Origin of the sequence: Micromonospora solifontis, from assembly GCF_003725545.1 — a bacterium.
In the GTDB taxonomy this organism is placed as follows: domain Bacteria; phylum Actinomycetota; class Actinomycetes; order Mycobacteriales; family Micromonosporaceae; genus Micromonospora; species Micromonospora solifontis.
This window is the reverse complement of the sequence record NZ_RJLN01000041.1, coordinates 1-23,328: the sequence shown is the minus strand read 5'-3', so window position 1 is coordinate 23,328 and position 23,328 is coordinate 1. Positions and strand designations below refer to the sequence as shown.

16 protein-coding genes and 2 pseudogenes are annotated in these 23,328 nt (G+C 69.5%); 10 read left to right on the top strand and 8 right to left on the bottom strand.

Translation table 11 applies throughout. The features are described from left to right. The first annotated feature begins 188 nt into the window (after nucleotides 1–188). Together EFE23_RS15860 and EFE23_RS15855 are read left to right on the top strand one after the other, a co-directional pair. Nucleotides 189–6,518: an RHS repeat domain-containing protein gene (locus EFE23_RS15860; RefSeq protein WP_204335516.1), complete on the top strand. Its 6,330-nt coding sequence runs from the start codon at nucleotides 189–191 to the stop codon at nucleotides 6,516–6,518. A gap of 741 nt (nucleotides 6,519–7,259) precedes the next feature. Continuing rightward, nucleotides 7,260–7,643: pseudogene (locus EFE23_RS15855) on the top strand (IS1634 family transposase); the annotation flags it as partial. Nucleotides 7,644–7,660: 17 nt separating this feature from the next. On the opposite strand, the pseudogene EFE23_RS15850 reads toward EFE23_RS15855, so the two are convergent. Next, nucleotides 7,661–8,266 (bottom strand): annotated as a pseudogene (locus tag EFE23_RS15850) (IS1634 family transposase); the annotation flags it as partial. 283 nt (nucleotides 8,267–8,549) lie between these two features. On the opposite strand from EFE23_RS15850, the gene EFE23_RS15845 reads away from it, so the two are divergent. After that, nucleotides 8,550–9,140 carry a VanZ family protein gene (locus tag EFE23_RS15845; protein WP_123241702.1) on the top strand — a complete coding sequence of 197 codons (591 nt, stop codon included), beginning with the start codon at nucleotides 8,550–8,552 and terminating at the stop codon, nucleotides 9,138–9,140. A 150-nt stretch (nucleotides 9,141–9,290) separates the two neighbouring features. Here the strand turns inward: EFE23_RS15845 and EFE23_RS15840 are convergent, their stop codons facing one another. After that, nucleotides 9,291–10,031 (bottom strand): class I SAM-dependent DNA methyltransferase, encoded by a 741-nt coding sequence (locus EFE23_RS15840; protein ID WP_233601008.1) that lies wholly within the window; start codon nucleotides 10,029–10,031, stop codon nucleotides 9,291–9,293. Nucleotides 10,032–10,257: 226 nt separating this feature from the next. Here EFE23_RS15840 and EFE23_RS15835 point away from each other — a divergent pair, with 226 nt between their 5' ends. Further along, on the top strand, nucleotides 10,258–10,923 hold the full coding sequence (locus EFE23_RS15835) for a 4a-hydroxytetrahydrobiopterin dehydratase (RefSeq protein WP_123241723.1): 666 nt from the start codon (nucleotides 10,258–10,260) through the stop codon (nucleotides 10,921–10,923). Continuing rightward, on the top strand, nucleotides 10,923–11,516 hold the full coding sequence (locus tag EFE23_RS15830; RefSeq protein WP_123241701.1) for a GNAT family N-acetyltransferase: 594 nt from the start codon (nucleotides 10,923–10,925) through the stop codon (nucleotides 11,514–11,516). The genes EFE23_RS15835 and EFE23_RS15830 overlap by 1 nt, the downstream gene beginning before the upstream one ends. A 16-nt stretch (nucleotides 11,517–11,532) precedes the next feature. Here the strand turns inward: EFE23_RS15830 and EFE23_RS15825 are convergent, their stop codons facing one another. Both EFE23_RS15825 and EFE23_RS28185 read right to left on the bottom strand, forming a co-directional pair. After that, entirely contained in the window at nucleotides 11,533–12,375 is an 843-nt protein-coding gene (locus EFE23_RS15825) for an inositol monophosphatase family protein (RefSeq protein WP_158675871.1), read from the bottom strand. A gap of 4 nt (nucleotides 12,376–12,379) precedes the next feature. Then, entirely contained in the window at nucleotides 12,380–13,384 is a 1,005-nt protein-coding gene (locus EFE23_RS28185; RefSeq protein ID WP_158675870.1) for a hypothetical protein, read from the bottom strand. Nucleotides 13,385–13,524: 140 nt separating this feature from the next. Between EFE23_RS28185 and EFE23_RS15820 the strand changes: the two genes are divergently transcribed. Then, nucleotides 13,525–14,301 carry an HAD-IIB family hydrolase gene (locus EFE23_RS15820; protein ID WP_123241699.1) on the top strand — a complete coding sequence of 259 codons (777 nt, stop codon included), beginning with the start codon at nucleotides 13,525–13,527 and terminating at the stop codon, nucleotides 14,299–14,301. Nucleotides 14,302–14,343: 42 nt separating this feature from the next. On the opposite strand, the gene EFE23_RS15815 is transcribed toward EFE23_RS15820, so the two are convergent. After that, the gene (locus tag EFE23_RS15815) at nucleotides 14,344–15,189 is read right to left on the bottom strand and encodes an SDR family oxidoreductase (RefSeq protein WP_123241698.1); all 846 of its coding nucleotides are present in this window, start codon (nucleotides 15,187–15,189) and stop codon (nucleotides 14,344–14,346) included. Nucleotides 15,190–15,309: 120 nt separating this feature from the next. Here EFE23_RS15815 and EFE23_RS15810 point away from each other — a divergent pair, with 120 nt between their 5' ends. Both EFE23_RS15810 and EFE23_RS15805 read left to right on the top strand, forming a co-directional pair. Beyond that, nucleotides 15,310–15,663: a winged helix-turn-helix transcriptional regulator gene (locus EFE23_RS15810; protein ID WP_123241697.1), complete on the top strand. Its 354-nt coding sequence runs from the start codon at nucleotides 15,310–15,312 to the stop codon at nucleotides 15,661–15,663. 126 nt (nucleotides 15,664–15,789) lie between these two features. Next, the gene (locus EFE23_RS15805; RefSeq protein ID WP_123241696.1) at nucleotides 15,790–17,583 is read left to right on the top strand and encodes a pectate lyase-like domain-containing protein; all 1,794 of its coding nucleotides are present in this window, start codon (nucleotides 15,790–15,792) and stop codon (nucleotides 17,581–17,583) included. 40 nt (nucleotides 17,584–17,623) lie between these two features. Here the strand turns inward: EFE23_RS15805 and EFE23_RS15800 are convergent, their stop codons facing one another. From EFE23_RS15800 to EFE23_RS15790, 3 genes are all read right to left on the bottom strand, one after another. After that, complete coding sequence (locus tag EFE23_RS15800) at nucleotides 17,624–18,217, bottom strand: ATP-dependent Clp protease proteolytic subunit (protein ID WP_123241695.1); 594 nt, start codon at nucleotides 18,215–18,217, stop codon at nucleotides 17,624–17,626. A 149-nt stretch (nucleotides 18,218–18,366) separates the two neighbouring features. Continuing rightward, complete coding sequence (locus EFE23_RS15795; protein ID WP_123241694.1) at nucleotides 18,367–19,200, bottom strand: TrmB family transcriptional regulator; 834 nt, start codon at nucleotides 19,198–19,200, stop codon at nucleotides 18,367–18,369. A gap of 72 nt (nucleotides 19,201–19,272) precedes the next feature. Then, the gene (locus tag EFE23_RS15790; protein ID WP_123241693.1) at nucleotides 19,273–19,848 is read right to left on the bottom strand and encodes a helix-turn-helix domain-containing protein; all 576 of its coding nucleotides are present in this window, start codon (nucleotides 19,846–19,848) and stop codon (nucleotides 19,273–19,275) included. A 150-nt stretch (nucleotides 19,849–19,998) separates the two neighbouring features. On the opposite strand from EFE23_RS15790, the gene EFE23_RS15785 reads away from it, so the two are divergent. Together EFE23_RS15785 and EFE23_RS15780 are read left to right on the top strand one after the other, a co-directional pair. Further along, nucleotides 19,999–21,012 carry a potassium channel family protein gene (locus tag EFE23_RS15785; protein ID WP_123241692.1) on the top strand — a complete coding sequence of 338 codons (1,014 nt, stop codon included), beginning with the start codon at nucleotides 19,999–20,001 and terminating at the stop codon, nucleotides 21,010–21,012. Nucleotides 21,013–21,348: 336 nt separating this feature from the next. Then, nucleotides 21,349–23,112: a trypsin-like serine protease gene (locus tag EFE23_RS15780; RefSeq protein ID WP_123241691.1), complete on the top strand. Its 1,764-nt coding sequence runs from the start codon at nucleotides 21,349–21,351 to the stop codon at nucleotides 23,110–23,112. Nucleotides 23,113–23,328 lie beyond the last annotated feature (216 nt).

Here is a 23,328-nt window from a genome sequence, read left to right as displayed (position 1 = left end):
GCCGGGGCCAGCGTCCCCGGGCGCGCGGCGGCGACGCCGGCCCACACGGGCGGCGCGGCACGAGACGGGTGACGGCCACCCGGCACCTGAGGACGTCGTGGCACACCGGCAGCGCCGGTCAGGGTCTTTTTCCGTACGCATAGGGGAGCGTCGTGGTGAGTGGAACAGGTTCCGGCCAGGGCCGGGAGATGGTTTTCGGTCGACGGGTGTGGCGGTCGGTGTTGCTGGCCGGCGGTTTGTCGGTGGCGCTGACAGCGAGCGCGTTGGGGCAGCCGGTGCAGCGGGCGCAAGCCGCACCAACGTGGAACCCTCCGAAGCCGAAAGAGGCCGCCGGTGTGCCGGTGCGCGACGCCAAGCCCGGCAAGAGCCGCTCCTATCACGCCTCCTCGAGTGTGGTGACCGGCACGAAGAAGATCGTCTGGCCGGCGGGCACGAGCATCGCCGACCTCGCCCAGGCCACCGGGGCAGCTGACAAGGCGCAGAGCACACGGGCGGGTCTGACCGGGCCGGTGCGGGCGCGCGCCGGAACCCTTCCGGTGCTGATCTCGGTCCCGTCCGGCGGCGGCGCCGACACGACACCGCGTGACGCTGTCACCTCGGTGACCGTGACGGTGCATGACCGGGCCACGACCGGTAGGGCCGGGGTGCGGGGCCTGCTGTTCTCGGTGGGCCGCGCGGACGGTAAGACCGGCACGGGGCACACCGGTCTGCAGGTGGACTATGCCCGGTTCGCGGACGCCTATGGCGGTGACTGGGCATCGCGGCTGCGGCTGGTGGCGCTTCCGGCGTGCGCGCTGACCACCCCGCAGGTGCCGTCGTGTCAGACGCGCACCCCGCTGCCGACGCTCAACGACACCCCCGACAGCCTCCTGTCGACGGACATCTCGCTCACGTCGAGCACCAACATGCTGCTGGCAGCCGAAGCCGGCGCGTCGGGGGACAGCGGCGACTACACCGCGACCAGCCTGTCGGCGGCCGGCCAGTGGCAGGTGTCGACCCAGACCGGGGACTTCTCCTGGTCGTATCCGCTGCGCGTGCCACCCGCCCTTGGTGGGCCGGCCCCGAACATCAGTTTCTCCTACTCCTCGGGCAGCCTCGACGGGCGCACGGCGCTGACGAACAACCAGGGCTCGTGGGTCGGTGACGGCTGGGACTCCTGGCCCGGCTTTATTGAGCGCAAGTACCAGTCGTGCGCGGATGACAACCCGGGTCACAAGACCGGTGACCTGTGCTGGTTCACCGACAACGCGACCCTGTCCCTCAACGGCCACGCCGGGGAGTTGATCAAGGACGGGTCGGTGTGGCGGCTGCGCAACGACGACGGCACGCGGGTGGAGAAGCTGACCAGCTCCGCGCGGGATAACGGGGACAACGACAACGAGTACTGGAAGGTGACCACCACCGACGGCACCCAGTACTACTTCGGCTACCACAAGCTGCCCGGCTGGGCCAGCGGCAACGCGGTCACCGACTCGGTGTGGACCGTGCCGGTGTTCGGCAACAACTCCGGCGAGCCCTGCTACAACGCGACGTTCGCCAACGCCTACTGCTCCCAGGCGTGGCGGTGGAACCTCGACTACGTCGTGGACCCCAACAGCAACAGCATGGCGTACTTCTACGGCAAGGAGACCGGCGCCTACGCCCGCGACAACACCCCCAGCCAGCGCACCACCTACGACCGCGGCGGCTGGCTGGCGCGCATCGAGTACGGCATGCGCAAGAACGCCGAGTACGCCCAGGCCGCACCGCTGCGGGTCGTGTTCACCACCGCCGAACGATGCCTGTCTAGTTGCTGGTCGGGGGCGGCGTGGACGTCGGACCCGGTGACCGCGAACTGGTATGACACGCCGTGGGATCAGTACTGCAAGGCCGGCGACCAGTGCACCACGCAGGGCTCGCCCACGTTCTGGACGGCCCGCCGGTTGACGAAGGTCACCGCGCAGACCCGTAACGGCGCCACCACATACGCGGATGTGGAGTCGTGGTCGTTGCGGCAGGAGTTCGTCAACGCCGGCACCGGGGAGTCCACCCCGATGTGGCTGCGTGGCATCACCCGCACCGGTCATGTCACCACCGCCGGCGGCGCCGCTGTCTCCGACCCGGAGATCACCTTCGACACCGGGTCGCTGCCGCTGCCCAACCGGGTCGACGGGCCCGCCGACCAGCGGTCGGCGTTGAACCGGTGGCGGATCAAGGCGGTGCACACCGAGAGCGGTGGGGACATCATCGTCACCTACTCCGGACCCGACTGCACCCGTACCACCCTGCCGTCACCGGCGAGCAACACGAAGCGGTGCATGCCGTCGTACTACGACCCGGACGGCGTGAACCCGACGCTTGACTGGTTCCACAAGTACGTCGTCACCCGCATCGACCTCGACGACACCGTCACCGACCAACCCACCGAGGTCACCGAGTACGACTACGACACCCCCGCCTGGGCGTACAACACCGACGAGTTGACCAAGGACAAGTACCGCACCTGGAGCGACTGGCGCGGCTACGGCAAGGTCACCGTCCGCCACGGCGACCCGGCCGGGCAGCAGACCGCGGTCGAGCACCGCTACCTACGCGGCCTCGACGGCGACAAGGCGACCAGTGGCGTCAAGGACGTGTGGGTCACCGACTCGTGGGGCGGCGCCATCGAAGACCACGAAGCCCTGCAGGGCTTCGAACTGCAAACCATCACCTACAACGGGCCCGGCGGCACCGAGATCTCCTCCACCCGCAACAACCCGTGGATCAACGGCCCCACCGCGACGCGGACCCGCGACGGGATCACCACCCGGGCGTGGATGACCAACACCGACATCGCCCGCGCCCGCACCCCCCTCGCCGGCGGCGGCTACCGCTACACCAAGACCATCACCAGCTTCAACAGCGACGGCCTGCCCACCACCGTCGAGGACCAGGGCGACGAGGCCATCACCACGGATGACACCTGCACCCGCAACACCTACGCCCGCAACGACAGCATCTGGATGATCGACCGGGTCTCCCAAACCGAAACCCTGTCCGTCCGTTGCACCGGCGCCCCCACCCCCGCGGATCCGGCCACCGTGCTCAACCGGTCGCGGGCGTTCTACGACACCTACGTCGACGACACCTCCTTTGGGCAGGCGCCCACCCACGGCAACCTCGTCCGCACTGAAGAACTCGAGAAGTTCAACGGCAGCACCCCCGTCTACACCCGCACCGCCACCACCACCTACGACGGCAACGGCCGCGTCACGTCGGTCACCGATCCGCGGGGCTACACCACCACCACCGCCTACACCACCGCCAACGGCGGCCTGGTCACCCAAACCGTGGCGACCAATGCGAAGGGCCACACCGCCACCACGCTGGTGGAGCCGGCGTGGGGGACGCCGACGAAGATCACCGACGCCAACGGCGCGGTCACCGACCTCACCTACGACGGGCTCGGCCGGCTCACCAACACCTGGATCCCCGGCCGGAACAAGGCCACCCAGACGCCCAGTGCCAAGTTCACGTATCTGGTGCGCAAGAGCGGCGGTCCGTCAGCGGTCACCACGGAAACACTGCTCGTGACGGGGACGGCGTATCGGAAGTCGGTGAACCTGTATGACGGGTTCCTGCGCCTGCGGCAGAACCAACTCCAGGCCACCGGCGGTGGACGCACGATCACCGACACCCTGACCAACACCCTCGGCGCCACCGCCTGGACGTCCGCCCCCTACTACGACTCCACCAACACCGCGGTCAACACCAGCCTGGCCACCCCGCAGGGGCAGATCCCCTCCATCACCCAGAACGCCTACGACGGCGCCGGCCGCCAGACGGCGCAGATCCTGCTCGCCAACGGCACCGAGAAATGGCGCACCACCACCACCTACAACGGGGAACGCGTCAGCATCACCCCGCCGGCCGGCGGCACCGCCACCACCACCCTCAGCGACGCCCAAGGCCGCACCACAACGCTGCGGCAGTACAAGAACCGCGCCGACGTCGGCAGCGACGACACCACCAAGTTCGACAAAACCACCCACACCTACACCCTGCTCGGGCAGCTCAAAACCGTCACCGACGTCACCGGCGCCAACACCTGGTCCTACACCTACGACCTGCGCGGCCGGCAAACCCGGGCCGTCGACCCGGACAAGGGCACCACCACCAGCACCTACGACGCCGCCGGCAACGTCGCCACCACCACCAGCCCCCTGGGCACCGGCACCGCCACCACCGCCTACACCTACGACGAACTCGGCCGCAAGACCAGCATGCGCGACGACACCGCCACCGGCGCTCTGCGCGCCACCTGGGTGTATGACACGCTCCCGAACGGCACAGGCAAACTCACCTCCGCCACCCGCTACTCCGGCGGCAACCCATACACCACCAAGGTCGACGCCTACGACACCTACGGACGGCCCACCTCCACCTCCGTCGTGCTCCCCGCCGCGGAGTCGAACCTGTGCGCCGCCGCCAGCCCCAACACCTGCACCTACACCACCACCATGACGTACCGGGCCAACGGCAAGCCCTTCCAGGTCACCATGCCCGCCGCCGCCGACCTCACCTCCGAAAAGATCATCAACGGCTACACCGACGTCGATGACCCCGCCGGCCCGCTGTCGGCGGCCCAGATCTACACCTACGACGTCACCTACAACAAACTCGGCCAACTCACCCAGTACCAGCTCGGCGAATACGGCAAACGTGTCATCGTCACCTCGAACATCGACGAACCCACCCGCCGGCTCAAAAGCACCAACGTCGTCCCCGAACTCAAACCCGAAGCCGCGAACTACAACTACACCTACGACAACGCCGGCAACGTCACCGAAATCCACGACACCCCCGGCGGCGGTGTCGCCGACCACCAGTGCTTCACCCTCGACTACCTACGCCGCATGACCGAAGCCTGGACCCCCGCCACCGGTAGCTGCGCCACCAAACCCACCGCCTGGACCCAGATCGGCGGCTCCTACCCCTACTGGCACACCTGGAACCTCTTCTCGAACGGCAACCGCAAAACCGAAGTCCGCCACAGCACCACCGACACCACCTACACCTACGCCTACCCGACCGACGGCGCCGCCCGGCCGCACGCCGTCAACAGCGTCACCGCCAGCGGCGCCGCCACCTGGACCCGCGGCTACAGCTACGACAACGCCGGCAACACCACAACCCGACCCACCACCACCGGCGCCACCCAAAACCTGACCTTCGACCGCGAAGGCCACCTCCAAAGCACGTCAGGCGCCACCACCAGCAGCTACATCTACGACGCCGACGGCAACCGGCTCATCCGCACCGACTCCACCGGCAAGACCCTCTACCTGCCCGGCGGAACCGAAGTCCGCTACACCACCAGCACCACCACCAAAACCGCCACCCGCTACTACACCTTCGCCGGCCAAACCATCGCCATCCGCACCGGCACCGGCGTCAACTGGATCACCAACGACCACCACGGCACCGCCGAACTCACCATCAACGCCACCACCCTCGCCGTCGCCAAACGCCACATGCTCCCCTACGGCGAACAACGCGGCACCACCACCGGCACCTGGGCCCCCACCCTGGACAAAGGCTTCGTCGGCGGAACCCAAGACCCCACCGGCCTCACCCACCTCGGCGCCCGCGAATACGACCCCACCATCGGCCGATTCATCAGCGTCGACCCGATCATGAGTAATGCAGACCCTCAGCAGTGGAATGGGTACAGCTACTCCAACAACTCTCCCGCCACCCTCAGCGACCCGACCGGCCTGAGTCCAGAAGACGCACAATGGAGTGGTGGGAAGCCATCGCAACAGTCAGAGATCAACACTCAACTCCGATACGGCGGGTCCGGCTGCGGTAGCGCATGCAAGGCGCAGCAGAGAGAAGACAACCGGCGGCGCGATCGCCGACAGGGCCCCCGGCCCGCACCGTCTCCGCAAGCGGCGCCAACTCCTTCTACCTGCTTCGGCCTGCTTGTGCAGGGTCGATGCCTCACGAGACAGTCGCCGCAGATTCGTCCGGGAAATGTGGACAACGGGAGCGATGCCCTTGCCCTTGCCTACGTACGTCTCTTCGGCTCGATTGATGCATGTGAGGTCAAGGCAGAGCAGGTCGTTTGCTTTGGATTCGATCCGACAATGCAGGGGCGCCCGATGACCGTTGGTGACGTATTGTTCTATCCAGGATCTCCCGCCGATCTCGATCAGGAGTTGGAAGACGAGAAGACTGCTTATTCCGACATCGCGAAGACGTGTGATAATCGCGGAAAGTGCCTTAATCCTGACTACTACGCGCGAAATCTGTTGGCGCACGAGGCGAGGCACTCGGAGCAATGGGCAAAGGCTAAGAGTTGGAAGACCTATGCCGCAGATTACGAGCTGGAGAGCGGTGCTTCGTATATCAGGTGTCTCGATTGGAGTGCCTGCAACGACTACGAGGTGGGGGCGCAGCCATTCCAGGGTGGTTACTGGAAAGCGCCAAAAGAGGTGAACGGGCAATTTGTGCAAGGCGGCAACCCTGTCCCGGACTACCGGCTCTATCTCAGGTAGGCCCAGGAATCCTCGTTCTTAAGTTCTCGTGGAACGGATCCCAAGAATGATTTATGGGAGAAGGCGGTGGCAGGGAACTGTCTTGGGCATTGCCTTGTCAGTCGTGCTGTCAATTTCAGCGTGTCAGCCGCCGCGCGATACTCGCGCAGCGCTCATTTCGGACAGTGACGGGCGGACTCACGTATTGGTCGTCGGCTGCCCCGATGAGGCGATTGTGGGGATCAAGGCATTCGCTAGTGATGATGGGAGCGAGATTTGGCACATTAGCCGGAGTCGTGAGGAGGCTCAGTCCTCGCGGTTGGTCGACGTGCCGTTGCTCGCACAGGCGGACGGCTGGACGTCCGAAAGTAATTCCCTTAAGGAGTTGACTCCAGGTAGACAATACACATTGGACATCGTCGGTTACGCTGTGGGGCTGTTGATGAGATTCCACTTCGACTCCAGTGGGCTAGATAAGCTGAAGGTGAATGAGGTTCTTACTGGAGGGCCTGGACGCGCGGTAGCGATGGATCGTGAGAAGTTCGCCGCAGATGCCCGAAAGCAGTGTAAAGGCTAGCCTCGATCCGTCAGAGGCTTTTGCTCCCTTCCTGACCGTTTCGGCTGGACCGTTTTGTCCATCGTTGGTGGTCGTGAGACCCGACTTGGCTCACGGTCGGCTGATTCTGGGGTCTGCGAGGCTGTGACCTGGGGTGTTGTGTCGGTAGGCACGCGCTAAATGGGTCGGGTTCTATCGTGTCGGCTGTGGCGTACGTGCGGACGGTGAAGACGGCGTCCGGGGCGCGGGCGGTGCAGATCGTGCACTCCCAGCGGCGGGGCTCGCGGGACATCGAGCACAGCGGGTCCGCGCACACGGATGCGGACCTGGAACTGTTGAATGCGGTGGCTCGGCAGCGGATGGCCGCGGGGCAGGGCGAGTTGGATCTGCGTCTGCCGAGCAGCCCGGCCAACGGGGGTGACCCGTTGCCGATCACGTCCACGAGGGCCGGGCACCTGTTGGATGCTTTGGGCCGTGGGTACGACGTCCTGGGGTTCGCCGTGGCGGCCGAGCAGGACGAGGTGTTCAAGGCGTTGGTGCTGGCCAGGATCATTGAACCGACCAGCAAGCTCGACTCGGTGCGGGTGTTGGACCCGAGTTGGCTCATTTAGTGCGTGCCGTGGATGAGGTCGAGGGCGGCTTGGAGTTCGGCGGGTATGGGATCGGCTGCGGTGATGGTGTGGTCGCCGGCTTGGATTTGGATGGTGCGGTAGCGGCGGGCGGTGGTGACGAAGCGTTTGATGGTCCAGCCGGTGGTGTGCTCGATCCAGCGGGATACGGCGAGGGCGGCGAACACGATGGTCAGGTGCGCTTCGATCGATTCGCGGGTGTGGTGGTAGATCGGCCGGGCGGCCAGGTCGGTCTTGGGCATCCGGAAGGACTTCTCGACCTGGAGCAGCCGGCTGTAGGCGCCGATCACCTGCTGCGGGTCCGGGTTCGGGAGGTTGGTGATGTAGCCCTTGATGCCGGCGAGGGCCCGGTTCTTGGCCTCCAGGGCCCGGTTCACGCTCTTGGTCGCGCCGGTCAGGCGTACGTACCGGTTCCGCTTGACCGCTGTTTTGCCGGCGTCGGCGTTCTCGGCCTTGGTGATCTGCTGGTCGATCCCCCGCAGGGTGCGTCGGGCCCGATCCGCCTTGTACTGGTAGAAGATGGTGTGGTCGCGGCGTTTGTCGCCGGGGCCGGCGGGCCAGGGTTGGACGAACACGTGCCCGTCGAAACCGCAGCACCGTAAGCCGTGAGCTGCCGGGCAAGCTACTTCGGGGGCAGCCCGTACCGGTATTCGATCTCCGCCCGGGCGCGTTTCCGCAGGTCAGATATTGTCGCGGATGCTCTGCGGGTCACCCCGGGGGCACCAGATCACCGATTACCGCGCCGGTTTCCGGGGCTTCCGTGCCCGCTTCCTGCCCGATCGCTTCCAGGGCTGCCGAGAGCAGGGCGGACCATCACGACCGCCCGGGCCGGGGTAGATTTCGCGATCGGACGGGAGCGGGGGTGGCATGGTCCGGGGGTGGCACGGCTGGCTGGGTACGTTCAACGGCGTGGCGCTCATCACGGTGGCCGCACTGCCGTTGGCCGCGCTGGCGGTCTGGGCGCTGGCGCACCGTCGCAGTGCCACCGGCACCACTGCGGCATGGCGGATGTCGCTGGCCGACGTCGGCATCGTCTACGGGACGGTGCCGTGGGTGTGGATGATCATGTTGCCGGGCGACCGGGCGGGCAACGTCCCCGGTCGGGTGAGCCTGGTACCGCTGCGGGACCTGCTCACGATCCTCGCCGCCGGGCCGCTGACGGTGACGCTCCAGGTCATCGGCAACCTACTGGTGTTCGCGACGCTGGGGTTCCTCGCCCCGGTGCGGTTCGCGGCGTTGGCGTCGGTGCCGCGGATCCTGGCGCTCGCGGCGGGCTGCTCGATGCTGGTCGAGGCCGCACAGTACGTCCTGCGGCTGGACCGGGTGTCCTCGGTGGACGACGTACTGCTCAACGCCGCCGGCGCCGGGCTGGCCGCGCTGGCGTCGCGCCGCTGGTGGCGCGCCCCGGCCACCGCGCCGTCGGGACCACCTCGACCGGCCCCGGTGCCGGGACGCTGAGCCGCCCGCGGTACGCCGGCCAGCGGCCCTGGGCGGTGGCCGAGGCGTGCCGGCGCCTGCGCCGCCCGGGTCCGGCGCGGTGTCCAGACTTCCTCGACCGAGTGTCGCCGGTTCGAATCCTGCCGGGGCGCCGGCGCCAGCCGACCGGGGTCACTCCGGCCGGCGGTAGACCGAGACGTGGGAGCGGGAGTCGGCGGTGAACTCGCCGCCGGACCAGTCGGCGTGCCGGGACTCCAACTCGAACCCGGCCAGTTGCGCCATCAGGTCCAGTTCAGCCGGCCAGATGTAGCGGTGCGGGCTGCGGAACAGCCGCGCCTCGGTCCCCTCGCCGAAATGGAAATGATGGGACACGACGTGTTGGTGCAGCACGTCGTAGGTGTCCAGGCCGAGGTAGCCGGGCTCCGCGTGCCAGACGGTGGCCTGCTGGCCCGGCGGTAGCTTGCGCAGCTCCGGTACCCAGAGTTCGATCACGAACCGCCCGCCCGGGGTGAGGTGGCGGGCCGCGTTGCGGAAGCATTCCACCTGCTCCGCCTGCGTCTGCAGGTTGGAGATGGTGTTGTAGACGAGGTAGACGAGCGAATACCTGCCGGGGGCGACGGTGGCGGTCATGTCCCCGACCAGCACGGGGATGGCCGCCTCGTCCACCTTGCTCCGCAGCCTGTCGACCATCGCGCGGGACAACTCGATGCCGGTGACCGGTACGCCCCGCTCGGCGAGCGGCACGGCCACCCGGCCGGTCCCGATGGCGAACTCGAGGGCCCGCCCGTCCCCGGCGAGCGCGGCGAGGCGCGCCACGGTCGGCCCCAGCACCTCGGGCGCGAACATACCGGTGCCGGGCGTGTCGTATCGCTGGGCCGCCTCGGCGTCCCAGATCTCCTCCTGACTCAGCATGCCCCCGACGATGGCCGCGGCGATCGGCCCTGTCGACCGATTTCCTCCCGGCGACGGCGGGCGGCGAGCGCCCGCCGCCAGCAGCCGGGCCGGACCTTCGCGTGCCCCGGCGGACCGCGCCGCAGGCCGGACCGGCACTACCCGCGGCGTCACGGTGGCCCACCGGTACGCCGGAAGGTGTCGGTGACCGGGTGCAGACTGAACGGCACCGACGAGGGGAGTGACGTTGACCGAGCGGATCACCGCCGAGCAGTTCCACGCGGCGGACGGAGTGGCGGACTGGCGGGTGCTGGGCGAGGGGGCGTGCGCCTGGTTCCGTACCGGGTCGTTCGCGGCCGGGCTGCGGCTGATCCGGGCGATCGGTGAGCTGCCCGGCCCGGACGACCACCGACCCGACGTCGACCTGCGCTCCGACGGGGTGCTCGTCCGCCTGGTCACGTTGACCGCCGACCACTACGGGCTGACCCGGCGGGACCTGGACCTGGCCCGCGCGATCTCGGCGGTGGCGCGTGAGCTGGGCGTGCCCGGGGAGCCGTCGGGCGTGCAGAGCGTGCAGGTGACCGTCGACGCGCTGGACCTGCCCACGGTCACCACGTTCTGGCGGGCCCTGCTCGGGTACGCGTACCGCGCGGGCAGCCCCGAGGACCTGGTCGACCCGCACGGGCGCGGGCCGGCATTCTGGTTCCAGCGGATGGACGCGCCGCGACCGCAGCGCAACCGGATGCATGTCGACGTCTGGGTCCCGTACGACGTGGCCGAGGCCCGGATCGCGGCGGCGCTCGCGGCCGGCGGCCGTCTGGTGACCGACGCGCACGCTCCTTCGTTCTGGGTGCTGGCCGATCCGGAGGGCAACGAGGCCTGCGTCGGCACGGTCGGCGGGAAGGCGGTCTGATGGCGATCACCGTGGTGCCGGCCAACGAGGCGAGCTGGGACGACCTGCAGGCCGTGTTCGGCCGACGCGGTGAGGCCGCACGCTGCCAGTGCCAGTGGTTCAAGGTCCGCGACCGGGACTGGAAATCTCTGCCGGTCGAGGCACGGGCCGAGCGGCTGCGGGACCAGACCGACTGTGGGGACCCGCAGTCCGGCACCACCAGCGGGCTGGTCGCCTACCTGGACGGCGAACCGGTCGGGTGGTGCGCGGTCGAGCCGCGCACCGCGTACCCGCGCCTCCGGTTCACCCGGGTGCCGTGGACCGGCCGGGACGAGGACCGGGACGACCCGGGTGTCTGGGCGGTGACCTGCTTCGTGACCCGGGTCGGCTACCGGCGCCGGGGAGTCAGCCGGGCACTCGCCCGAGCCGCCGTCGACTTCGCCCGGGACCGCGGCGCCCGCGCCCTGGAGGGCTACCCGCTGGTCCTGCCACCCGGGCGGGAGGCCACCTGGGGAGAGTTGTACGTGGGCAGCCCGAGCGTCTTCGCGGACGCCGGCCTGGTCGAGGTCAGCCACCCGACGCCCCGCCGTGTGGTCATGCGGATCGACTTCTGACCCGGGCGGCCGGCCGTCAGTCGGCTGCCAGGTGTGCCAACACGTCGCTGTGCAGCGACGGGTTCGCTGAGGCGACGAACCGGTGCCGGCCCACCTCGCCACGCCCGAGGCCACGGACGATCGCCCCGAAGTCGATCGGTGCCCCGGCGGGATCGGTCACCACGCCGCCCGCGCGGACGACCAGCTCGTACGCCAGTGTCTCGTAGGACGGTTGCCCGAACTGATGGTCCACGAATCCGTCGACCTCGCCCACCGCGATCCGTGCGGCGACGATCGCTCCGTCGATGGTGCTGAGCAACTTCGGCCCGCTGAGGAGTTTCAGCGGCGGGTTCTGCCGGCGGCGGCGCTTCAGCAGGGAGACCACGAGAAAGGCCTGGTCCAGTTGCGGGATCTTCGAGCAGGACGCCGGGGACGGACGGGTGCTGCCGTTCAACGCGGTGACGCGGGTCCGTTCGCGGGTCGTGGCCCAGACCACTCGCGGGATCTGGATGTCCGCGATCGCGCCGCTCAGGAAATCCCCGGCGAGGTTGTACTCGTACACCGCCACTGCCGATTCGCGGACGCCGTGGAAGGTCAGGGTGGTGTTGCAGTACGGGTCGCAGACGACGATCCGCGGCTCGTCGCCGAGCCGAACGAGACCGGCCTCCTCGGAGAAGACGCATCCGGCGAACCGCCGCCGCTCAAGGGCGTCGAACAGCACGCGCTCGGCCACATCGTCGACCCGGTGTGCCGTGTGGTCGCCACCCTTGTCCTGAGTGATCTCGCCGAGCGATTCGGTGCGGGCGGCGTCTGCCAGGGCCGGTCTGATCGTCTCGGCGATCTCCGCGGCTATGTCGAACGACAGCGGTCCCTGCGCCACCTGCTCAGCCCTCCGCCTGCTCGCGGGCCTCGATGTCCGCGAAGCACCCCTGGCACACGGTACGCCTGCTGGCCCAGTGGAGCCGACTGCGACGGCGCCAGAAGAGCCGGTGCGTGCAGACGTCGCAGTAGTGAGCGGGGAGAACCTGTTCCCGAACCGCGACGAGGATGCCGATCCCGAACAGGCCGAGCAGCACTCCGAGGGAATAGCAGAGTGACTGGCTGAGCCGGCGGAGGTGGCTGAGGTCGGTCAAGGTGAGGATGGCGAACAGGGTGGTGGGAACGTATGCCGCCATCGAGAGCGCGAATATCCAGACCGCCGGGCCTCGACTGTGGATGTCGGCCGAGCGGTAGAACCCGGTCGAGGGTCGAGCCGCTTGGAGGGCCGGGGGCGCCAACGCCAACGCGAGTGCGACCGCGGCCATGTCCGTGTACCCCGCGTACATGAGCGCGATCGTGAGCCCGGTGGCGAGGAGGCCCACCGAGCCGGCGAAAGGCAGCATGGCCAGGCTGCGAAAGCGGGACTCGCTGTGCAGGCCGAAGAGGTAGGTCATGTCCGCCCGGCCGGACGGGTAGAACCCGATCTTCCGAACCGTCCCCTGCGCCACGCCTTGCGCCAGGGAGTGGTATTCCGACGAGTCGACCCGGCACCGGAGCGACAGCTCGGGTGAGTGTTCGAGGTTCACGATGACCCGGGAGGCCGGGGGCAGCTCGATCGAGAAGCCGAGCCGCCACGTCTGGAGCGCGCCGTCACCGCCGACCAGGAACAGCAGGCTCGCGCTGGTGAAGCTGACCTGAAGGGGGCCGTCACCGTGGCGGAGGTCGCGTGAGGAGGCCATGACCAGCAGGCGCGATCCGGTCGAAGCCTGGCTCGTCCGGACGGCCCGGCCGCCACGGGTAGCGGTCAGACCGCTGACCCGCGGCGGTGCCTCGCCGGCCGGCCGGAGCGCGTCGAGCGGAAGCGGTACCGCGAGGCTGGCGATCTCCGTCCATGCGGCCGCCGGGCGCATTCCGGCGGGCTGACCCGAGAGAAGGCGATAACCTGCTTCGAGGACTGCGTAGCGTGACGATCGGGGCTCGCGGGTGCCGGATGGTCACCGTCGGTACCCTGCTAAGTCCTGGCCTGCCCGCGACGACATGGTGGTACTTGATGAACGATCTTCGAGTGGTGGCGTTCGACCTGGACGACACCCTGGCGGTTTCCAAGTCCCGGATCGATCGTCGGATGGCGGAACTCCTCGGCCACCTGCTCACCGAGGTGGATGTGCTGATCATCTCCGGGGGCCGGTTCGAGCAGTTCGAGATGCAGGTGCTGGCCCACCTCGACCTCACCGAGGAGCAGCGCGGCCGGCTGCACCTGATGCCGACCTGCGGCACCCGCTACTACCGCTGGCTGGACGGCGGGTGGCGGCAGGTCTACGCCGAGGATCTGAGCGAGGCGGACAAGGCCCGGGTGGTCGCGGCGCTCACCGAGTCGGCGCAGGCGCTCGGTCTCTGGGAGTCGAAGACCTGGGGTGACATCATCGAGGACCGGGGCAGCCAGATCACCTTCTCCGCGTTGGGCCAGTCCGCCCCGCCGGCGGAGAAGTACGGCTGGGACCCGGACGGCAGCAGGAAGAAGCGGCTGCGGGACGCGGTCGCCGCGAAGCTGCCCGACCTGGAGGTGCGGGGCGGCGGCTCGACCTCGATCGATGTGACCCGCAAGGGTGTGGACAAGGCGTACGGCATGCGCAAGCTGCTGGAGTGCCTGGACCTGAAGCTGGACAACGTGCTCTTCGTCGGCGACCGGCTCGACGTGGGCGGCAACGACTACCCGGTGAAGGCCATGGGCATCCAGTGCATCCCGGTGACCCGCTGGGAGGAGACGGCCGACTATGTGGAGGCCCTCGTCGACGACCTGGTGAAGCTGCGCGCCGAGCGCGGCTGACCGCCGCCCCGGCTGGTCCGGGACGGCGGCCGGGGAGAGCCGTCAGAGCGCGGCGCGGATCGCCTCGGCGAGCGTGGTCGGGGTGCGGCCGAGCAGGGTGGTCAGGTCGTCGCCGACCTCCAGCTCGCCCTGGGCGAGACCGCGGTCGCCGTCGGCGAGCATGGCCGCGTACCCCTCGGGCAGGCCGGCCGTGACCAGCAGTTCGGTGTACTTGTCGACGGGCAGGTCGAGGTAGGAGACGGTCCGGCCGGCCTGCCGGGAGATCTCGGCGGCCAGCTCGGTCATGGTGACGGGCGCGCCGCCCAGCTCGTACACCCTGCCGGCCTGGCCCTCGGCGGTGAGCACCACCGCGGCGGCCTCGGCGTAGTCGGCGCGGGTGGCGGCGCTGACCCGCCCGTCACCCGCCGCGCCCGTCACCCCGTGCCGGAGGTACGTCGGGAGCTGGCCGGTGTAGTTCTCCAGGTACCAGCTGTTGCGCAGGAACACGTACGGCAGCCCGGCATCCGTGATCAGCTGCTCGGTGGCCTTGTGTTCGGCGGCGAGCACCAGGCTGGAGGTGTCCGCGTGCGCGATGCTGGTGTAGACGATCAGCCGGACGCCGGCCTCCTTGGCGGCGGTGACCACGTTGCCGTGCTGCACCACCCGCTTGCCGACCTCGCTGCCGGAGACGAACATCAGCTTCTCGGCGCCCGCGAAGGCCGCCTGGAGCGACCCGGGGTCGTCGTAGTCGGCCCGCTGGGTGGCCACGCCGCGCCCGGCGAGTTCGGCGAGCCGGTCGATGTTCCGGCCGACCGCCGTGATCTGGTCGGCGGGTACGCCCCGGTCGAGCAGCGAGGAGATGATCAGGCGGCCGAGCGGACCGGTGGCACCGGTGACGGCGATGGACATGGGCACTCCCTGTGGTTGCGACATCAGCTGTCTTCCCACGGCAACGGGAACATTCCCGCCTTACTTCCCGTTGGAGAGTAGGCACCTTGAAGTTCGGTACGCACTGAGAGAGAGTGAGTCGTGCAGGCGGACCCGTTCAACCGGAACTGCGGCAGCCGGAAGGTCCTGGACCGGATCGGCGACCGCTGGAGTGTGCTGATCGTGCTCACCCTCGCCGAGGGCGGCCGGCGCTACGGCGAGATCGCCGAGCGGGTCGACGGGATCAGCCAGAAGATGCTCACCCAGACCCTGCGCGGCCTGGAGCGCGACGGCATCGTCACCCGCACCGTGCACGCCAGCGTGCCGCCCCGGGTCGACTACGCGCTCACCGACCTCGGTCGCAGCCTGCTCGACCTGGTCGCCGGCCTGGAGGCGTGGGCCAGCACCCACCTGGCCGAGGTGGAGGCCGCCCGGGCCCGCTACGACGCTCGCTGACCCGGTTCCGGAACCGGCGGAGTCTGGCGCGGGCGGGATCGATGGGGTAGGAACAGGACGTCCGGTCAGGAGAGCGCTCTCACGCCTGCTGGCCGGCCCGTACCCCACCACCGAACAGGCAGGCAGATGAGACCACTCGACCCCTCCCGCCGCCGCTTCCTCACCGTCACCGCCGCCTCGGCGGCGTCGCTGACCGCCCTCGGACTGCCCACGCTGCCCGCTGCCGCCGCGCCCGCGGCCGGCGACCGGGCCGCCGAGCCCGACTTCGGCCCCAACGTCTTCGTGTACGACCCGACCACTCCTGTCGAGGAGATCCAGTCCACCCTGGACCGGCTCTTCGCCGCGCAGGAACACAACGAGATGGGCGCCGACCGCTACGCCGTGCTCTTCAAGCCCGGCCGGTACCAGGTGAACGCCCGGCTCGGCTACTACACCACCGTCGCGGGCCTCGGCGCCCACCCCGACGACGTGGAGATCCACGGCGCGGTCCGGGTGATCGGCCAGCCCGACCCCAACTCGCCCGCGGGGATCTCCGCCCTCACCAACTTCTGGCGCTCGGCGGAGAACCTCGCCGTCACCCCCACCGACTGGTCGAACCAGTGGGCGGTCTCCCAGGCGTCCCCGATGCGCCGGGTGCACATCAAGGGCATCCTCTGGCTGGAGCCCGGCAACGGCGGCTACTCCAGCGGCGGGTACATCGCCGACTCCAAGGTGGACGGCATCACCATCAACGGCTCCCAGCAGCAGTGGCTGACCCGGGACAGCGAACTCGGCGGCGACTGGACCAACGGGGTCTGGAACCAGGTCTTCTCCGGGGTGCTCGGCGCGCCGGCGCAGGGCTTCCCGAACCCGCCGTACACCACCCTGCCGACCAGCCCGGTGACCAGGGAGAAGCCGTACCTCTTCGTGGACGCGGCCGGTGGCTGGCGGGTCGCCGTGCCCGCGCTGCGGCACGACACCGCGGGCACCACCTGGGCCGCCGGCGCCCGTCCGGTGCCCTCGCTGCCGCTGGCCGACTTCTTCGTCGCCCGACCCACCGACTCGGCCAAGCGGATCAACCAGGAACTGTCCCGGGGCCGGCACCTGCTGCTCACCCCGGGCGTCTACCACCTGGACCGGGCGCTGCGGGTCAAGCACCCGGACACCGTGGTGCTCGGCCTCGGCATGCCCAGCCTCGCCCCGACCACCGGGGACGCGGCCCTGCGGATCGAGGACGTCGACGGGGTACGGATCGCCGGCGTGCTGGTCGACGCCGGGCCGGTCGAATCGGAGGTGCTGGTCGAGGTCGGCAAGCCGCACAGCCACCGGCCGCACGCCGGCAACCCGATCTCGCTCCAGGACGTCTTCTTCCGGATCGGCGGCCCGACCGTCGGCAGGGCCCGCACCAGCCTGGTGGTGAACAGCCGGCACACCCTGATCGACAACATCTGGGCCTGGCGCGGTGACCACGGCAGGCCCGGCACCATCGGCTGGACCGTCAACACCGCCGACACCGGCGTGGTCGTCAACGCCGACGACGTGACCGCGTACGGCCTCTTCGTCGAGCACTACCAGCGGTGGCAGACGGTGTGGCGCGGCGAGCGCGGCCGCACCGTCTTCTACCAGAGCGAACTGCCGTACGACCCGCCGAGCCAGGCGGCCTGGCGGAGCCCGACCGGCAACGGCTGGGCCTCCTACCAGGTCGCCGGGCACGTGCGAAAGCACGAGGCGTGGGGGCTGGGCGTCTACTCGTACTTCAACCAGGGCGTGGACATCCGCTGCGACCGGGCGATCGAGGCGCCCCGCCGGGCGGGCGTCCGGTTCCACGACGCGATCACCGTCTTCCTGGACGGCAGCGGCGGCATCGAACGCACGATCAACGAGGCCGGCACCCCGGTCGTCGGCTCGTACGGCACCAGCCCGGTGATCAACTATCCCTGACCGATGAATGGAGGGGCCCCGTTGACAGGGGCCCCTCCATTCACCCGGCGAGCTGCTCGGCGCGGGTGACCACCTGATCGATCAGGCCGTACTCGCGGGCCTGCTCGGCGGTGAACCAGCGGTCCCGGTCCCAGTCGCGCTGGATCTCGTCCAGCGTGCGCCCGCTGTGCCCGGCGATCAGCTCCTGCATCGTGCGCTTCACGTGCAGCATGTTCTCCGCCTGGATGGTGATGTCGGCGGCCGTACCGCCCATGCCGCCGGACGGCTGGTGCATCATGATCCGCGAATGGGGGAGCGCGAACCGCTTCCCGGCCGCGCCGGCGCAGAGCAGGAACTGCCCCATCGAACCGGCCAGCCCGAGCGCCAGGGTCCCGACGTCGTTCTTGACGTACCGCATGGTGTCGTAGACGGCCATCCCGGCGGTGACCGAACCGCCCGGCGAGTTGATGTAGAGGAAGATGTCCCGCTCCGGGTCCTCGGCGGCCAGCAGCAGGATCTGCGCGCAGATCTGGTTGGCCGACGCGTCGGTGACCTCGGTGCCGAGGAAGATGATGCGCTCCTTGAGCAGCCGTTCGAAGACCCGGTCGCCGAACGACGGCTGCCCCTCGTCGAGCATCCAGATGCCGTACCCCATGACCTGACCACCCTCCGTGCCGCCGGCGGGCGACGGGACGCCCGGGAACCGGCCGCCTCCAGCCTCCGGCGCGCGGTGGCCCGCGGCCCAGCGATTCTGCCCCCGGCAGATCCGCCCTGGGCAGAAGCGGCCGGGCCGGCGCCGGAGGGTCAGCCGGCCGCCGGGACCACCCGCGCCACCGCCGCCTCGAACTCCTCGCCGGCGGCCCAGATCGACTCGTACGCCTGGATGAGCAGTTGGGCGAGGGCCGGGTGTTCGATCAGCAGCGACGTGCTCGACGCCTCGTCCGCGCGCGGGTCCCGCATCGACATGAGCACCCGCGCGCCGTCGGCGATGCAGAGTCGCATCGGCACCTCGGCGACCAGCCGGGCCCGCTCGCCGGCGCCCACGAAGCCCCGGGTGTGCGCCACCAGGGCCAGGTCGTCGAGCATCGCGTGCTCGTAGACGCAGCGGACGTCCCCACCCTCGCGGGCCAACCGCTGAGCCGCCGCCATCCCGGCCGGATTCTCCACCACCAGGTAGGGCATCTTGGCGAGGGTGAGCAGCTGGTGCCGGGCGCCCGACTGGAGTTCGGCGAACCGCTCCCCGAGCTGTTCCCGGTCCCGGATGACCTCGACGTAGTCCAGCGGGTCGTCCTCGGACCGTCCGCGCGTCCAGAGCGGGGCGAGCTGGTCGATCAGCTCGGCGCCGGCCCGCTCACGTTGCTCGTACGCGGTGCGGTGGACCTCCATCATCCGGCTGACCGCCGCCTCGGGGTCGACGGCCGCGTAGCGCACCACCGGGCCGGGACGCACCCGGACCAGCCCGCGCTCGTTCAGCGAGTTGAGCACGTCGTAGATCCGCTGCCGGGGCACACCGGAGGCCCGCGCCAGCTCCGCGGCGGTGTACCGCTCGCGGGCCACCAGGGCCAGGTAGGCGCGGGCGGCGTACTGGGTGAGACCCAACCCGATGAGGGCGTCGATGAGGGGCGCTACGCCGGTCATGGCACACACCGTAGCTGCCGGGACACCCGCGCGGGAGATCGATCGCGGCCGCCGACGGCCCGGTGGCCGCCGTCAGACGCGGGCGGTCCGTCGCCGGGCCGTCGGGCGGCCGGTACGCGGCCGACGGTGCGCCGGCGCCGGGGACGGGATCAACCAGATCCGGGTGCCCGTGCCGGGCACGGTCGGCACGGCGTAACCGGTCCCGGCGCCGATCGGCCCGCCGGCCGCCAGCCCGAGATCGGTGAGCGTCCCGCGGGTGCCCAGCAGCGGCGTACCGCCGAACCGGGGCCGGCGCGACAGGTGCGGCTGGGGCCGACCCGGGCGCGACCCGACGTGCAGGCGTACGTCGCCCCGGCCGGCGGGAGCCCGCTCCAGCCGGACCAGACCGGAGCCCGAGGTCACCGGGGCCCGCCGTTCGGCCCGGCGCAGCTCGTCGCGGGCCTCCTCGAGCAGGTCGGAGAGGTGGATGCCGAGGGCCCGGCAGATCGCGGCCAGCACCTCGGAGGAGGCCTCCTTGCGGCCGCGCTCCACCTCCGAGAGGTAGGGCAGCGAGACCCCGGCCGCCAGGGCCACCTCGCGCAGCGTGCGGCCCTGCCGCAGCCGTACCCGACGCAGCACCCCGCCGATCACCCGTCGCAGCAACGACATGCGGGCCTCCTCGTGGTCGGCGTCCTGGCCCCTCCCATCATGCCCCGTCCGGGTGCCGGAGGCCGCCCCGGAGGCCGCCCGGGGGGCCCGGCGGCCGCGTACCGGCTATCTTGTGCACGTGCAGGCGACAGCGGCGGAGCAGGACCGACGGTGATCCATTTTCCCGCGCAACGGCGGGGGCCGCTGAGTGCGCTGAGTCTGCGCCTGCTCGCCGCCCTGGGCCTGGTGTTCGCCGTGGTGGCCGCGGTCTGGTTCGACCGGGACGGCTACCGCGACGTCAACGAGGACGGCCTCACCCTCCTCGACTGCTTCTACTACGCGGTGGTCTCGCTCTCCACCACCGGATACGGCGACATCACCCCGGCCGCCCCGTCGGCGCGCCTGGTCAACGTCCTGTTCGTCACCCCCGCCCGGGTGCTCTTCCTGATCATCCTGGTCGGCACCACCCTGGAAGTCCTGACCGAGCAGTACCGGACCGGCCGTCGCCTGTCGCGGTGGAGGAGAACCGTGAAGGACCACGTCATCATCTGCGGCTACGGCACCAAGGGCCGCAGCGCCGTCTCCGCGCTGCTGGAGAACGGCCTGGACAAGTCCCGGATCGTGGTGGTGGAGCGGAGCGGCGCCGGGCTGCGGCAGGCCACCTCCGCCGGGCTGGTCGCGATCGAGGGCTCCGCGACCCGCTCGTCGGTCCTGGAGGAGGCGCACGTCCGGACGGCCAAGGCCGTGATCATCGCGACCGACAGTGACGACGCCTCGGTGCTGGTGGCCCTGACCGTCCGGCAGTTGACCGCCGGACAGGTACGGATCATCGCGGCGGTCCGCGAGGCGGAGAACGCGCCGCTGCTCAAGCAGAGCGGGGCGCACCACGTCATCGTCTCCTCGGCGACCGCCGGGCGGCTGCTCGGCCTCTCCACCTCCGCGCCGCCGCTGATCGACGTCGTCGAGGACCTGCTCACCCCCGGTCAGGGCATGGCGCTGGCCATGCGCTCGGCCGAGCGCGACGAGGTGGGCCGGTCGCCTCGCGAACTGGAGTCCCTGGTCATCGCACTGGTCCGGCGGGGCAAGGTGGTCACCCTCAACGACAAGGCCGGTGCGGTGATCGAGACCGGCGACATGCTGGTCCACGTCCGCGACGACCGGCCGACCGCGACCGCCTTTCCGTGACCGTCCGTCGCCGCGCGACCATGGCCGTTCGGCAGGGCCGCGCGCCGCGAGTCGGACATCGAACAATTGACCACTCGGATCTTTGCATCCGTCGCGAGGCTTGCTACGGTCAGGCCGCTTGGAATTGCCAATGGGCGCGGTGCCCGATCTGTCGCCGACGTCTCCTGATTGGCTCGACACGGGGGATCCACTGTCATGCGAGGCCATGCGCCTCGCGTCTCGTCGTCAGCTCCTGCGGCGCCCCGCCACATCGGCAATTTCGAGTGCCTCGATAACCGAACGACGGGAAAACTAGTGGCTGAAGAGGCAAACATCGCACGAGCCCGACGGCGGCGGGTGGCCGGAATCCTGGCTGCCGGTCTCGCCCTCGGTGGTGCGGCGGCGGTCGCGCCGGGTACGGCCGGTCAGGCCGCTCCGGCCGGCGGTGCGTTCGACGCGTCGACCGTCCAGGCCGACCGGTCGACCAAGCTGCCGCACTTCCGGGCGGGGAAGTTCACCCCGCCCACCCCGGGTCTGAAGGGCCCGCTGTTCCAGTCGACGGCGACCAGTGCCACCCCCCGGATCGTCGGGGGCAGCACCGTCAGCGCCTCGCAGTACCCGTGGATCGTCGGCGTCGTCACCTACCTCGACGGCAACCTCGGCTACGGCTGGTGCACCGGCACCGTTGTCGCCCCCAACAAGATTCTGACCGCGGCACACTGCACCGCGGACGGGGCCGGTACGACCCGGGTCATCGCCGGGCACGACCAGCTCCTCGACAGCTCCGGCAACATCATCTCCAACGTCGGGTACGTCGCGGAGGTCGCTTCCACCTGGACCCACCAGAGCTGGAACATCGCCCAGCAGTCGGACCCGTACGCGCCGATCCTCGACGACGTCTCCGTGCTGACGCTGAAGACGAACCTGCCTTCGGCTTACACCCCGGTCACCCTGGCCGGGCAGGGCGAGGCGGCGTACACGGCCGGTCAGATGGCGGACATCGTCGGGTACGGCATCACCGACTCGATCAACGACAACGGCGACAGCCGGCTGCGCAAGGCGTCGGTGCCGATCCAGTCCGACACCTACTGCGCCAACGACGCCGGCTCCTCGTTCTACGCCGATCGGATGCTCTGCGCCGGTGACGGCACGCCCAGCGCGCCGTCCGCCGACACCTGCAACGGTGACTCCGGTGGTCCGCTGCTGGTCAACGGCAAGCAGGTCGGCATCACCGACTGGGGCTACGGCAACTGCGGTGAGCACCCGGGCTTCTACGAGGAGGTCAACTACTACTCCAACGTGATCAAGGCGGATTTCACTCGTCCGCCGTTGGTCAACGCGGATTGGACCGGTGATGGTCACACCGATCTGATCGCTCGTGACTCGTCGGGCAATCTGCGGCTGTATGTGGGTAGCGGGTTCGCCAACGACGGGTACGGCGGTTTCTGGTCGGCGCGGAACATCAACGCGGGTTGGGGCAGCTTCAAGCGGGTGTTCCGGGTCTACAACTGGAACGGTGACAAGAAGCCGTCGATCATGGCGGTGAACACGGCCGGTGACCTGCTGATCTACAACACCGACGGCAAGGGTAACTTCGTCGGCGGTGCGAAGAAGATCGGTTCCGGTTGGGGTAACTTCACGGCGCTGATGGTGACGAACAACTGGCTGGGTAACAACCTGCCGAGCCTGATGGTCCGGAAGTCCAACGGTGAGCTGTGGCGGTACACGAGCAACGGTTCGGGTGGCTGGCTCAACCCGTCGGGTACCCGGATCGGCACCGGGTGGAACGGGTTCAACCTGTTCCTGACCCCGGGTGCCTGGAAGGGTGACGGCCTGGAGGTCATCATCGGCCGTACCTCGACCGGTTACCTGCGGATGTACCAGTCGGATGGCAAGGGTGGCTGGACCAACCCGTCGGGTACGCAGATCGGTAGCGGCTGGGGTGGTTACAAGAACATCCTCACCCCGGGCGACTGGAACGGCGACAACATGATGGACCTGCTGGGTGTCAACAGCAGCAACCAGATGCGCCTGTACACCACGGACGGGCACGGCAAGTGGATCGACGCCAGCGGCAAGGTGATCTCCGCCGGCTGGGGCGGCTTCAACCTGGTCTTCTGATCGGGCTGACGCGGTTCGGCTGAACGGGAAGGGCCCGCGACCTCACGGTCGCGGGCCCTTTCCGTGTTCCGGTCGAGCTACATGATCGTCCAGGTGTCGCCGCTGGCGAGGAGTCCCGCGAGTTGTTGTTCGGGGGTTTGGTCGGTGTTGGTCTTCGCGGTGGTGATCTGGTCTTGGACGACGGTGTCGTAGGCGGGTCGGTCTATTGAGCGGAGT